The organism is Sporosarcina sp. P29 (assembly GCF_002743265.1).
Lineage (GTDB): Bacteria > Bacillota > Bacilli > Bacillales_A > Planococcaceae > Sporosarcina.
This window is the reverse complement of the sequence record NZ_PDYX01000001.1, coordinates 55,173-68,580: the sequence shown is the minus strand read 5'-3', so window position 1 is coordinate 68,580 and position 13,408 is coordinate 55,173. Positions and strand designations below refer to the sequence as shown.

Below are 13,408 nucleotides of genomic sequence, written 5' to 3'. Positions count from 1 at the left end.
AAATAAATAAGTTGCGTAGCATAATAAAGCGAAAAGCTACATGCTCAAACCCTTACTCTTATGGGCTTCGAACTATGTCAAGCGTTGTCGGATCATAGGAAAAAGCATTGTGTGATTCGACGTTTTTAGAAAAATCATAATCTACTATGAAAAGCACACAGCGTCTTGACCTGTCCTATACAGAGGAGTACAATATACATGTTATCATATTGTACCATGAAGAGAGATACTGGTGAATGCGAACCAAATAGAGAACCGCATCACTACAGTATAATCTCAGAAATAAGGGAGGGTAAAAGACTTGTCGAAAGAAACAGATTTTTTCTTACGCCGTCTACATTCGTTGCTTGGTGTAATTCCAGTTGGACTTTTTGTTGCCCAACACTTAGTAATTAACCATTTTGCAACACGCGGTGAGGAAGCATTCAACACAGCATCTAATTTTATGGGGAACTTGCCGTTTGTATTTTTCTTGGAATGGTTTATTATCTACATTCCACTCATGTTCCACGCGTTTTACGGAGTGTACATAGCTTTCTCAGCGAAATACAACGTGGGCCATTACAGTACTTTCCGTAACTGGATGTTCACGCTCCAACGGTTCACAGGCGTATTCCTAGTCATCTTCATTGCATGGCATGTATACGAAACTCGTATTCAAAAAGCGCTTGGAACTGAAGTAGACTTCAACATGATGGTCGATATCTTGTCGAATCCATTTATGCTTGTATTCTATATCCTAGGTGTTGTTTCTGCTACTTTCCACTTAGCAAATGGACTATGGTCTTTCTGTGTTACTTGGGGAATTGCACAATCACCAAGATCACAAAAAATCGTATCGTACATCACAATAGTTATATTCTTAATACTTTCTGTAATTGGAATTCAAGCACTTCTAGCTTTTGTGTAAAAAACTAACTAACTAATGAAATTACGTATAATTGAGGAGTGACACAATAATGGCAAAAGGCAGATTGATTGTCGTCGGTGGAGGACTAGCTGGACTAATGGCTACCATCAAATCAGCAGAAGCTGGTGTACCGGTTGACTTGTTCTCGCTAGTACCAGTAAAACGTTCCCACTCCGTATGTGCCCAAGGCGGCATTAACGGTGCTGTAAATACGAAAGGTGAAGGCGACTCTGTCGACATTCACTTTGATGATACAGTTTACGGTGGAGACTTCCTAGCGAATCAAAAACCAGTACAAGCAATGACGGCAGCAGCTCCTGGAATTATCCACTTATTGGACCGTATGGGTGTTATGTTTAACCGTACACCAGAAGGTCTTTTGGATTTCCGTCGTTTCGGTGGTACACTTCACCACCGTACAGCATATGCAGGTGCGACAACTGGACAACAATTACTGTATGCTCTTGATGAACAAGTGCGTTCTCACGAGGTAGCAGGACTAGTACAAAAATATGAGCACTGGGAATTCCTCGGAATCATTAAAGATGAAGAGGGTACATGCCGTGGAATCAAAGCTCAAAACATGAAGACAATGGAAATCCAAGCATTTAAAGCAGATGCTGTCATCATGGCTACAGGCGGCCCTGGTATTATCTTTGGTAAGTCTACTAACTCTGTGATCAATACAGGTTCTGCAGCTTCCATCGTTTATCAGCAAGGTGCAAAATATGCAAACGGCGAATTCATTCAAATTCACCCAACAGCGATTCCTGGAGACGACAAGCTTCGTCTAATGAGTGAATCTGCACGTGGTGAAGGTGGACGTATTTGGACATATAAAGATGGTAAACCTTGGTACTTCTTGGAAGAGAAATATCCGGACTATGGTAACTTAGTTCCACGGGATATCGCAACACGTGAAATTTTTGACGTGTGTGTAAACCAAAAACTGGGTATTAATGGAGAAAACATGGTGTACTTGGATCTATCTCACAAGGACCCTAAAGAACTTGATATCAAACTTGGTGGAATCATCGAGATTTATGAAAAGTTCACAGGTGATGATCCGCGTAAATTGCCAATGAAAATCTTCCCGGCTGTTCACTATTCAATGGGCGGACTCTGGGTTGACGATCATCAGCAAACAAGTATCCCAGGTCTTTTCGCAGCAGGCGAATGTGACTTCTCACAACACGGTGCAAACCGTTTAGGTGCTAACTCATTACTTTCTGCAATTTACGGTGGTATGGTCGCTGGACCGTACGCAATCGATTACATGAAGCATCTGAAGCGTACTGCTGATGAACTTCCTGAAACGATTTTCGAAGATGCAGTGAAAGAAGAGCAACAGAAATGGGAAGACACTCTTAAGATGGACGGTACAGAGAATGCGTACGTTCTTCACAGAGAGCTTGGCGAGTGGATGACTGACAACGTAACGGTTGTTCGTTTCAATGATAAGTTGAAGCAGACAGACGACAAAATTGTCGAGTTACTTGAGCGCTATGAAAATATTAACATTACGGATACACAGCTATGGTCTAACCAAGGAGCTATGTTTACACGTCAATTGAAAAACATGCTATATCTAGCACGTGTTATCACTTTAGGTGCATTGAATCGTGATGAGAGCCGTGGCGCGCACTACAAGCCAGACTTCCCTAATCGTGACGATGAGAACTTCTTGAAAACAACAATTGCGGAATTTGACGGAGTATCTGCACCAATTATTACGTATGAAGATGTAGATACATCGATCATTCCTCCACGTATACGCGATTACTCAGCGAAGAAAGGAGATTGACAAAAGTGAGCGAACAACAAACAGCAACTGCTACAAAAACTGTCGTATTTGACATTCATCGTCAAGATACTGCCACTTCAAGCCCTTATGTAGAAAGATTTGAAGTTCCTTATCGCCCGAATATGAACGTAATTTCGGCTCTAATGGAAATCAGACGTAACCCAGTAAATGCCAAAGGTGAAAAAACGACTCCTATTAACTGGGATATGAACTGTTTGGAAGAAGTTTGTGGTGCATGTTCAATGGTTATAAACGGCCGCCCTCGTCAGTCATGTACTGCGCTGGTTGATCAGTTAACACAACCTATTAAACTTGAGCCTATGCGTACATTCCCAGTCGTTCGTGACTTGGTTGTTGACCGTGAATTCATGTTCGATTCGTTAAAGCGCATCAAAGCATGGGTTCCGATCGATGGTACGTATGATCTTGGTGAAGGTCCACGTATGCCTGAACGTAAACGTCAATGGGCATATGAATTGTCTAAATGTATGACTTGCGGAGTATGTCTAGAAGCTTGTCCAAACGTAAACGACAAGACGAACTTCATGGGACCTGCATTGATGTCACAAGTTCGACTATTCAACGCACATCCAACTGGTGCAATGAACAAAGATGAGCGTTTAGCTACTGTTATGGGAGACGGTGGAATCACTGAGTGCGGTAACTCACAAAACTGTGTAGTTGCTTGTCCTAAAGGAATTCCATTGACGACTTCTATTGGTGCAATTGGTAGAGCAACAACAATCCAAATGTTCAAGAACTTCTTCGGAAGTGACCACCAAGTAGATTAATTGCTATACACAAAGCTGTCCAGGAAGTCTATGACTTTCTTGGACAGCTTTTTTGATATGTACAGCTTTTAGAAAATGTAAGAACGTAGGGGAGAGTTGAGAGCAATCGATATAAGCGGAAGACTCCTCCACTTGAATGCCTCGTGAGATTTGATTACTCACTCCCCTTGGCTACTAACTGACTCTGTGATTCCGGTAGCAAAACAATCCGATTTGACGTTAATTTGTATTTTGATATAATAAAGTAATGAATAATCATTCATTTTGAAGGGGTGCATGTAAATGAGAGAAAGTTATATTGAAAATCTAGAGGAATGGGTAGAAGGATTTCATTTTCATGCCGACGTTTCAGTTCGTTTTTCAGAGACGGATATGTATGGACATTTGAATAACACGAAAGTATTTGCCTATTTTGAGTATGCAAGAATTGAGTTTTTGAAACATCTAAACCATATGGCGAAGTGGATCGATCCGAAGGGCACAACCATTCCAATCGTAGCGGATTTGCAATGCGATTTTGCGAAGCAAGTGTACTTTGACGAAAAGCTACAGATCCATGTGAAAGCTAATACTATGGGCACGAGTTCAGTTGATCTGCACTATATGGCTAGGAATGAACGCGATGAAATAGTCTTTACAGGTAGAAGTGCTATCGTTCAAATTGGAAAAGCTGATGGAAGACCTGTTGCATGGACAGAAGAAGAAAAACGCATGTTTCTAGAAAACTCGTAAAAGCCTACACAGCCGCCCTTACGCTTACATATCCTAAGGGGAAAGCGTAAAGAGGAGGGGCGCATCTTGGATGAAATGCAAAACCGTTCTTTATTAACAAATCGGGAACGACAAATTTTCACTTTGCTGGTAGATGATTTTACAACAAAAGAAATTGCTGGACAGCTGACCATTAGTGAGAAGACCGTACGAAATCATATTTCGAATACGATTCAAAAGCTAGGTGTATCAGGCAGAGCACAGGCAATCGTTGAATTATTGCGATTGGGAGAGTTACAGCTGAATTAAAAATGATGCCCTGCTTAGGATGATAGACCAATTTTGTGCAATCAGTGTCAATTACTTCTTCTCTAACATAAAATCGAGGGAAAAAATGTTGCGTTCATCAACGAAAACGGTACAATGAAAAGATAGGACTCATTTCAGGGAGCTGATTTTTTGTTGAATGAACAGAAAAACGTACCAACTGATATCGTAAAGATGGAAAAAGACTTACGATACATTGCGTCCATCATTAAGGAACAAGGTCGAAAAATATTAAAAAAATCTACAATTACACCTCCTCAATTCAGCGCTCTTCAATGGTTGTTGGAACATGGTGATATGACCATCGGAGATCTATCGAATAGAATGTTCCTAGCATTTAGCACCACGACGGATTTAGTAGACCGAATGGAAAGTAGTCAACTAGTGAAGCGGGTGAGGGATGAAAAGGATCGTCGAGTTGTCCGTGTTCATTTATTACCTGAAGGAATACGGATTATTGAAGAGGTCATACAGAAGAGACAAGAGTATTTGCAAGATGTTCTTGTGAATTCAAATGAGCAGGAAATTCAGCAGTTTTCAGGATTGCTGGCTACACTACATGAACAGATGACAAGAGATTGAGGGATTACATTGAACGCACCTATTGGAGTAATTGATTCGGGAGTTGGCGGACTGACAGTTGTAAGAGAGTTGCGCAACTACCTACCGAATGAACCTATTATTTATATTGGCGATGATGCACGTTGTCCGTATGGTCCACGGCCTGCGGAAGAAGTGTTGCAATTTACAATGGACATGGTAAACAGTTTGGCGCAAATGGGTATAAAAATGCTCGTTATTGCGTGTAACACTGCGACTGCTATCGCACTAGAAGAAGTACGAAAACATTTTGATTTTCCTGTTGTCGGTGTTATTGAACCAGGGGCTAGAGCAGCTGTCAATGCGTCACAAACAGGTGAAATTGCTGTGCTAGGTACAGAAGGCACTGTGAAAAGTCAAGCGTATGATCAAGCGATTCAAGCTCTGAAACCCGAAGCCAAAGTCCATTCACTCGCGTGTTCGGAATTTGTGCCAATTGTTGAAAACGGAGAATATCGTACACAGGCAGCAAGGAATATAGTCGACAAGACGTTATTGCCCTTGCATAGCTATTCGTTTGATTCTGTAATTCTTGGCTGTACACATTATCCATTATTACAAGAACATATTGAAGCGCATTTCTCCAATCAAAAGAATGTTATTTCTTCAGCGGCGGAGACTGTGATTGATGTTGAACGGATTCTTGAGGCGAAGCAATTACTATCGATTTCAGCAGAAGAACCCATATTTTATACAACAGGATCGATGGATAAGTTTCAAGTCATCGTTGAAGATTGGCTTGCCATTCCTCAGCCTGACGTACGCAAGCTAACTTTTTAACATGTATAGCAGTACCCGGAAACAGTACGTCGTTTTCGGGTTTTTTGCTGTGAATATGGTAAGATGGATTGAACGTAGACTGGAAGAACTGGTCACACCAAATAAATGGATCAAAATGGAGGATATTGCATGCGACATGATGGAAGAGCAACAGAAGATATTCGTACAGTAACAATCGAGAAGGATTATTTGATTCACCCAGAAGGTTCCGTACTGATTTCAGTTGGAAATACGAAAGTGATTTGTACAGCGACGATTGAAGATCGTGTACCACCCTTTATGCGAAATAGTGGAAAAGGTTGGATCTCTGCTGAATATTCTATGCTGCCACGCGCTACAGGACAACGGACAATCCGAGAGTCTTCCCGCGGTAAAGTAGGCGGTCGTACGATGGAAATCCAGCGTTTGATCGGACGAGCTTTGCGTGCAGTCGTTGATTTGGATGCAATTGGTGAGCGTACGATTTGGATCGACTGTGATGTCATTCAAGCAGACGGTGGAACGCGAACGTCTTCCATTACAGGTGCATTTGTTGCATTGGTTATCGCTGCGAATAAATTACAAATCGAAAAGAAACTGCCCGTATTCCCGGTTCGTGACTTCCTTGCTGCTACAAGTGTAGGGAAATTGGCTGACGGTCAATTGATCACGGATCTTGACTACGTAGAAGATTCTTCAGCTGACGTCGATATGAATGTGGTGATGACGGGGCAAGGCCAATTCGTGGAACTGCAAGGGACAGGCGAAGAAGCTACTTTTTCTCGCGCGGAAATGAATGATTTATTGACGCTGGCTGAATCGGGAATTGAGCAATTGATTGCAATTCAAAAAGAAGTGTTGGGTGAATTGGCGGATAAGATCGGACAACAGGTAGGCGAAGCACAATGAATGAAGTATTAATCGCAACGAATAATAAAGGCAAGGCGAAAGATTTTGAAGTTCTCTTTCGCCCTTTAGGTATCACCGTGCTGACATTGCAAGATATCGAAGAATCGATTGATGTAGAAGAAACGGGGACCACTTTCGTTGAAAATGCCATACTAAAAGCAGAAACTGTTGCAAATTTACTAGGAAAAGTAGTAATTGCCGATGATAGTGGCCTAGAAGTCGATGTACTAAATGGCGAGCCAGGTGTCTACTCTGCACGCTATGCGGGCGAGCCATCGGACGATGAAGCGAATATCGATAAGTTGCTAGCTAAACTTGTTGAAGTGCCTGAAACGGCGCGTCAGGCACGTTTCCGATGTGTTCTGGCGATTGCCGGTCCTGGTATCAAGACAACTACTTATTCTGGCAGCTGTGAAGGTATCATTACGGATGAACGTCAAGGAACGAATGGATTCGGCTATGATCCAATATTTTATGTACCTAATAAAGAAAAGACGATGGCCGAATTATCCGCAGAAGAGAAAAGTGCCATCTCTCATCGCGGTGCGGCACTAGCTCAGCTAAAAGAACAGCTACCAGAATTTATCACGAGGTTAGGTGAAATAAAATGAAGCTGATTGTTTTAAGTGATTCACATGGCGACTTGAATACAGTGGAGAAGATTAAATCGCTGCAAGCAGACGCAATATTCCATTGTGGCGACAGCGAATTATCGGCAGAAGATCCATTGCTTAATGGAATTCATATTGTTCGTGGTAACTGTGACGGTGATGATCAATTTCCAGCAACCATTGTACAGAAAGTGGGCGATGAGACTATATTCATCGTCCATGGCCATGAACACGACGTCAAGCGTTCTATGCTTACCCTTTCTTACGCAGCAGCTGAGCAACAATCAACCATTGCTTTATTCGGACATTCTCATTTATATGGGGCTGAGATGATCAACGGTGTATTATTCATTAATCCGGGAAGCACGACTCAACCACGTGGCGGTAGGGTAGCGACATACGCAGTCATCGAAATCGACGATGCTTATACTGTGAGTTTTTATAGCATGAACCACGAATTAATAGACCAAATTATATTAAATAAATAGTTTTATGAAATAGTGTTGACTTATCTTTGGATTATGCATATAATAGTTCTTGTGCCTGTGGTTGCAGGTGTTTGTCTCAGTAGCTCAGCTGGATAGAGCAATGCCCTTCTAAGGCATCGGTCGGGGGTTCGAATCCCTCCTGGGACGTAATGAAGTGAAATCTAGATAAGAATAAAAAACACCGTAAACATTGTTAAAATCAATGTTTACGGTGTTTTTTTGGTTGGAATTAAATTAGCAACACTTAATCGTGAAATTTTTTCAAATATATTACACTCTATACTCAAATTTCACGCATATTTGCATTCAAATGTCCTCAAACATCTTTACTGTGCTAATTGCATCTTCGGTTCTTAACTCCTTTACAATGTGTGCAAAATGTTGGGGTTCCCTTGCAATCGGGTTATGCCTTCGTTAATGAAAAAAGTATGAACTGGTAAATAACAGTCGATGGATATATTCAAAAAACGTCTAAAAGTGAAAATATACGGCAACTTGAAAAGAAAAGCAGACTGAAAGGGTATCGAGCCAAAGAGCTAGGTATATTTACTTTCGGAATGCTTTTTTTGTTTATGCTTTTTATTTTATTACCATTGCGTTCAAGGAGTTGAATACCGGCAATGAAGCGGTGATTACCAGGTAAAAAAGCCTTTACCTAATGAGGCCGTTAACTATTTAGAGTTGTTCTAATATATCTTTTCCTATGTAAAAGATACAAATAAAATGTTAACTATATCAAAAAATAAATATAGGTCTTAATTCTTAAAATTCAAAAACGCCTTGATTGTTGTCTTTAATTAAATTAGCATGAGGTTAGTAATTGATAACGATTATCATTATCAATATCAATTGCAACTCCTTAACTCGAAAGGAATGGGACAATGAAAGAGAGTCAATTAGAAGGTAAAATAGCTGTTGTCACGGGAGCATCCGGCGGTATAGGCCGATTAATAGTTGAGCGGCTAGCTGAACATGGGGCGGTGATAGCGGCGATCGATAAGGACAAAGATGAATTAGTTAAAGGTATTAGAAAGATGCAAGAAAGAGGATATCCAATTACAGCTTTTCCTTCAGATGTTACGGACCCAGTGATTGTAGAAGAAGTTATTTCTACAGTTGAGTCTGAGCTTGGACCGATAGATATATTGGTGAATGTGGCAGGATTACTGAAGTTAGATTTAATAGATAACTTAGATGTGGCGGATTGGGATGCAAGTTTTTCTGTGAATGCAACTGGTGTATTCCATATGTCAAAAATAGTCAGTAGGCAAATGATTCCACGTGAAAAGGGATCGATTATTACGGTAAGTTCCAACGCCAGCCACATTCCTAGAATTGGAATGGCGGCCTATGGAGCTTCGAAGGCGGCAGCAACAATGTTCACAAAATGTCTTGGTTTGGAACTTGCGAAGCATAATATACGCTGTAATGTTATTTCGCCTGGATCTACTGATACAAAAATGCTAAGAAAACTTTGGAGTAATGAAGAGGGAGAAATAGAAACGATAGACGGACAATCTGAGGTATATCGAGTAGGTATTCCACTTGGTAAAATTGGAACGCCATCTGATATTGCGAATTCAGTATTATTTTTTGCGTCAGATGATGCATCACATATAACCATGCACGATATGGTTGTTGATGGTGGAGCCACACTAGGTGTTTAACGAGGAGGAAACAGAAATATGAGTAAAGTGAGTATGTCAAAAGTAAAATCGATTTTAGATGAATATGAATCAGGTGATTTCTTTTTATCATCGTCAAAGCAAACGATTATGGGGAAAGGCGTTTTCTCAGTTGTAAAGGAGACGTGGAAGACTAAAAATCAAATATGTAGTTTACCGGATAGGGTGGAAGAGGCGATTGAACAGGCGAAACGAGCAGGACATCCGCATCCGATCGTTGTGGGTGCAGTTCCGTTTGATTACTCGGAAGCATCAAAAATGATCATACCTGAGGAAGTAAAAGTATCTACCGCATTGGTAAAAGATAGTGTCCAACTAGAAAATATTCCTTTGCAGCCGTATGAAATTCAGCATATTCCGGAGCCAGCAGAATATATGAAATGTGTAAATCAAGGCCTAGATAAGATTTCGTCAGGACAAATAGATAAGATAGTTGTTTCTAGAGCCTTGAATTTTAAAACGAAAGAGCAGATTGATGTAAAACAGATTTTAAAAAGGTTGGAACATCATAATAAGCAAGGATACACATTTGCTGTTGATATATCAGACGTTAATACGATTAGTAATAAGGAAACGGTATCAACAAATGGGAAACGTATATTAATTGGTGCGAGTCCAGAATTGCTTGTGTCTAAAAACGATTCAATATTATTCGCAAATCCATTAGCAGGCTCGAGACCTCGGTGTGATGATCCAATAGAAGATCAGCGTAGAGCGTTAGAACTGTTGGAATCTGAAAAAGATTTATATGAACACGCTGTGGTTGTCAATATGGTAAAAGAATCATTAGCTCCTTTTTGTGAATCGATGGATGTTCCAGAAATACCATCATTAATTAAGACAGAAGCAATGTGGCATCTGTCAACAGAAATATATGGAACGTTAAAACAGGCACAAACATCTTCTTTAGAATTAGGTATGGCGTTACATCCTACACCGGCGGTATGTGGACATCCGACAGAGTTAGCACGTGAAGCCATTTATGAGATTGAGCCGTTTAATAGAGGTTTTTTTGCTGGAATGGTCGGCTGGTGTGATGAAAATGGGAATGGAGAATGGATAGTCACGATTCGTTGTGCTGAAGTTGAAGAAAACGATATACGATTATTTGCGGGTGCAGGTGTAGTTGCTGGCTCCATTCCCGAGGAAGAATTGAATGAGACTGGAGCGAAGTTCAAAACAATGCTGGATGCTATGGGTATTGAAAAACTATAAGGGCATAGATATGTCAAAAACAAAGTAAACAGGGAGGAATACTTATGGAAGGGTGTCAACCATGGCCTGATGAAATAGCTGCATTTTATCGTGAAAAGGATTGTTGGCGTGGAGAAACATTTGGACAGATGCTTCGAGAAAGAGCAGAAGAACACGGTAATAAGATTGCAATAACTGATGGGGGAAAACAAGTAAATTATGAAACTTTGGATAAAAGAGTGGATCAACTTGCTTCCGGGTTTCAAAAGCTTGGTTTTAAAAAAGAAGATAGAGTAGTCATTCAAATTCCAAATACAGTTGAGTTTTTTGAGGTTTGTTTTGCCTTGTTCCGATTAGGAGTGTTGCCAGTATTTGCTTTGCCGTCGCACCGATATAGTGAAATACAGTATTTTTGTGAGTTGACCGAGGCAAAGGCTTATATAATGCCGGAAAACTTTTCCGGATATCATTATCATGAAATGGCTAAGACTATTCAGCGTGAAACAAGTACTTTAGAGCATATCATTACACTTGGTGAATCTGAAGAGTTGGAACAGTTAGCAGATCTTTATTTGGAAGAAGAGTATATTAAGCCTAATGTTTATCCAAATGACATCGCATTTTTACAATTATCTGGTGGTAGTACAGGGCTATCTAAATTAATTCCACGAACACATGATGAGTATATGTATAGTCTTCGTAAGAGTAATGAAATATGTCGAATGGATGAGAATAGTGTGTACCTTGCAGTTTTAGCAATTGCGCATAATTATCCATTGAGTTCACCGGGAGTGCTCGGTTCACTTTATGCAGGCGCAAGGATCGTGCTAGCAACAGGATCAAGTCCAGACGAGGCTTTCCCTATAATTGAAAAAGAAAAAGTAACGATTGTAGCACTTGTTCCACCGATAGCCATTATTTGGTTGGAAGCATTGAAGACACGTTCATATGATTTCACTAGTTTAGAAATCATTCAAGTTGGCGGAGCGCATTTCAATGCTGAAATAGCTAAACGAATGCAACAGACCTTTGGATGTAAGCTGCAACAAGTGTATGGGATGGCTGAAGGGTTGGTTAATTACACAAGATTAGATGATCCAGAAGAGACTATTATTAATACGCAGGGACGACCGATGTCACCCTACGATGAGATTCGTGTAGTTGACGAAGAGGATCGGGAAGTTGAACTAGGTGAAGTAGGGGAATTGTTAACTAGGGGCCCATATACTATTCGCGGATATTATAAAGCGGAACAACATAATGCTAAAGCATTTACGTCGAATGGGTTTTATCGCACAGGTGATTTAGTTAGCTTAGACGAAGCGGGAAATATTGTCGTTGAAGGTCGTATTAAGGACCAGATAAATCGTGGCGGTGAAAAAATAGCTGCAGAGGAAATGGAAGATCATATTGCTTCACATCCTAATGTATTTGACGTTGCTGTCGTCTCTATGCCGGATAAATTTCTTGGAGAGAGATCATGTGCGTTTGTTATCCCTAATGAGGGGATGATAACTAAAGTTGAAATGAAGGATTTTCTAATAAAAAGAGGGATCGCGGATTTTAAGATTCCTGACCGGGTTGAAATAGTGGATACCTTTCCACAAACATCATTTGGAAAGGTCAGTAAAAAAGCATTGCGTGAAATGATTACAAAGAAACTATCACCTATCTATAAATAAAATAAACGAAAAGGACGTGATTACATGGGAATTCCTACTATTCCATCTTATCAAATGCCGAATATATCTATTTATCCAACAAATAAAGTGTCGTGGCAGGTGGAGCCGGATAGGGCAGTTCTGCTCATACATGATATGCAGAATTATTTTTTGAACTTTTATGATACGGAACAATCACCGATACCAGAATTGATCCATAATATCGCAAAATTGAAAGAGCAGTGCAAAAAGCAAGGGATTCCAGTTGCCTATACGGCGCAACCAGGGAATCAGAACGCGGCAGATCGGGCACTCCTAACTGACTTTTGGGGAAAAGGATTATCCGATGATCCAGCTCAAACAGGGATTATTAATGATTTAGCACCAGATTCAAATGATTTAATGTTAACTAAATGGCGTTATAGTGCGTTTAAAAAATCAGATTTCTTGAATATATTAGAAAAGCAAGGGCGTGACCAACTAATTATTTGTGGAGTTTATGCCCATATAGGATGTTTAATGACGGCTGCAGAGGCATTCATGTATGATATACAGCCTTTCCTCGTAGCAGATGCGGTTGCCGACTTTTCATATGATGAACATAAAATGGCATTGGATTATGCCGCCAAACGTTGTGGAGTTACGACGTCTACAGATGAATTAATCAAAGTACTGTCGAAAGGTACAGAAAATAGCAATAATGAATCCCTTACATTTGAAACAATTCATGAGCAAGTTGCCTGCTTACTGGATATACAAGCGAAGGATCTATCAGACACAGATGATTTATTTTATATGGGGCTTGATTCTATTGGACTTATGAGTTTAGTTGAAGCATGGAGACAACAAGGTCTGGAAGTAAGCTTTATGGACTTAGTGGAAAGAAAAACATTAGCTGAATGGCGTGATTTAATGGAAAGCCGAATGGTGAAAGTATAAATATAAAGGAGGGGGTATC

Annotated in this window: 14 protein-coding genes and 1 tRNA gene; all 15 read left to right on the top strand. The window is 40.4% G+C overall.

The genetic code is table 11. The features are described from left to right. Positions 1 to 301 precede the first annotated feature (301 nt). The 15 genes from CSV68_RS00315 (at position 302) to CSV68_RS00245 (ending at position 13,389) form a co-directional block, all read left to right on the top strand. Positions 302 to 910 carry a succinate dehydrogenase cytochrome b558 subunit gene (locus CSV68_RS00315; RefSeq protein ID WP_099632880.1) on the top strand — a complete coding sequence of 203 codons (609 nt, stop codon included), beginning with the start codon at positions 302 to 304 and terminating at the stop codon, positions 908 to 910. A 49-nt stretch (positions 911 to 959) separates the two neighbouring features. Further along, positions 960 to 2,714, top strand: coding sequence for a succinate dehydrogenase flavoprotein subunit (gene sdhA, locus CSV68_RS00310; RefSeq protein WP_099661207.1), 1,755 nt, complete (start codon positions 960 to 962; stop codon positions 2,712 to 2,714). Continuing rightward, complete coding sequence (gene sdhB / locus CSV68_RS00305; protein ID WP_198166058.1) at positions 2,711 to 3,505, top strand: succinate dehydrogenase iron-sulfur subunit; 795 nt, start codon at positions 2,711 to 2,713, stop codon at positions 3,503 to 3,505. Before sdhA ends, sdhB begins: the two co-directional genes overlap by 4 nt. 282 nt (positions 3,506 to 3,787) lie before the next feature. Beyond that, positions 3,788 to 4,237 carry an acyl-CoA thioesterase gene (locus CSV68_RS00300; protein WP_099661206.1) on the top strand — a complete coding sequence of 150 codons (450 nt, stop codon included), beginning with the start codon at positions 3,788 to 3,790 and terminating at the stop codon, positions 4,235 to 4,237. Between the two features lie 75 nt (positions 4,238 to 4,312). Continuing rightward, the gene (locus CSV68_RS00295; protein WP_085428963.1) at positions 4,313 to 4,525 is read left to right on the top strand and encodes a helix-turn-helix domain-containing protein; all 213 of its coding nucleotides are present in this window, start codon (positions 4,313 to 4,315) and stop codon (positions 4,523 to 4,525) included. A 192-nt stretch (positions 4,526 to 4,717) separates the two neighbouring features. Beyond that, positions 4,718 to 5,125: a MarR family winged helix-turn-helix transcriptional regulator gene (locus CSV68_RS00290; RefSeq protein ID WP_099633021.1), complete on the top strand. Its 408-nt coding sequence runs from the start codon at positions 4,718 to 4,720 to the stop codon at positions 5,123 to 5,125. 9 nt (positions 5,126 to 5,134) lie between these two features. Further along, positions 5,135 to 5,923, top strand: coding sequence for a glutamate racemase (racE, locus tag CSV68_RS00285; RefSeq protein ID WP_099632883.1), 789 nt, complete (start codon positions 5,135 to 5,137; stop codon positions 5,921 to 5,923). A 129-nt stretch (positions 5,924 to 6,052) separates the two neighbouring features. Further along, positions 6,053 to 6,811, top strand: coding sequence for a ribonuclease PH (gene rph, locus CSV68_RS00280; protein ID WP_029052969.1), 759 nt, complete (start codon positions 6,053 to 6,055; stop codon positions 6,809 to 6,811). Next, entirely contained in the window at positions 6,808 to 7,422 is a 615-nt protein-coding gene (locus CSV68_RS00275) for an XTP/dITP diphosphatase (RefSeq protein WP_099661205.1), read from the top strand. The genes rph and CSV68_RS00275 overlap by 4 nt, the downstream gene beginning before the upstream one ends. Beyond that, positions 7,419 to 7,910: a metallophosphoesterase gene (locus CSV68_RS00270; RefSeq protein ID WP_099661204.1), complete on the top strand. Its 492-nt coding sequence runs from the start codon at positions 7,419 to 7,421 to the stop codon at positions 7,908 to 7,910. The genes CSV68_RS00275 and CSV68_RS00270 overlap by 4 nt, the downstream gene beginning before the upstream one ends. Before the next feature lie 73 nt (positions 7,911 to 7,983). Further along, positions 7,984 to 8,057, top strand: a tRNA-Arg gene (locus CSV68_RS00265). Positions 8,058 to 8,791: 734 nt separating this feature from the next. Continuing rightward, the gene (locus tag CSV68_RS00260; RefSeq protein WP_099661203.1) at positions 8,792 to 9,577 is read left to right on the top strand and encodes a 2,3-dihydro-2,3-dihydroxybenzoate dehydrogenase; all 786 of its coding nucleotides are present in this window, start codon (positions 8,792 to 8,794) and stop codon (positions 9,575 to 9,577) included. Between the two features lie 18 nt (positions 9,578 to 9,595). Further along, positions 9,596 to 10,810: an isochorismate synthase DhbC gene (dhbC, locus tag CSV68_RS00255; RefSeq protein ID WP_099661202.1), complete on the top strand. Its 1,215-nt coding sequence runs from the start codon at positions 9,596 to 9,598 to the stop codon at positions 10,808 to 10,810. Positions 10,811 to 10,854: 44 nt separating this feature from the next. Further along, positions 10,855 to 12,471 carry a (2,3-dihydroxybenzoyl)adenylate synthase gene (locus tag CSV68_RS00250; protein ID WP_099661201.1) on the top strand — a complete coding sequence of 539 codons (1,617 nt, stop codon included), beginning with the start codon at positions 10,855 to 10,857 and terminating at the stop codon, positions 12,469 to 12,471. A 24-nt stretch (positions 12,472 to 12,495) separates the two neighbouring features. Further along, on the top strand, positions 12,496 to 13,389 hold the full coding sequence (locus CSV68_RS00245) for an isochorismatase (RefSeq protein WP_099661200.1): 894 nt from the start codon (positions 12,496 to 12,498) through the stop codon (positions 13,387 to 13,389). The last annotated feature ends 19 nt before the right edge of the window (positions 13,390 to 13,408 follow it).